The organism is Streptomyces sp. BE20, from assembly GCF_036322525.1.
Lineage (GTDB): Bacteria > Actinomycetota > Actinomycetes > Streptomycetales > Streptomycetaceae > Kitasatospora.
The window spans coordinates 1-245 of sequence record NZ_JAQYWW010001072.1; the positions used below are offsets into that span (position 1 = coordinate 1).

1 protein-coding gene is annotated in these 245 nt (G+C 66.5%); it reads left to right on the forward strand.

Annotated features, from left to right (window positions below):
* Positions 1-245 (forward strand): extracellular solute-binding protein (locus PUR61_RS31070; protein ID WP_329882838.1); only part of this gene is annotated, 245 nt, incomplete at both ends.

Here is a 245-nt window from a genome sequence, read left to right on the forward strand (position 1 = left end):
CCCTCGCCCCGCTCGACAAGCTCGGCTACACCGCCGCCGACACCGAGAAGTTCCTGCCACTGGCGAAGGTCGACGAGTACGACGGCAAGATGCACGGCGTCCCCCTCTACTTCGACGTGGACGTCATGCTCTACCGCACCGACATCCTCCAGCAGTACGGCATCGCCGCCCCGCCCAAGACCTGGGACGAGCTGAAGTCCACCGCGGCCACCATCACCGCCAAGTCCGCCGAAGCCGGGAAGAAG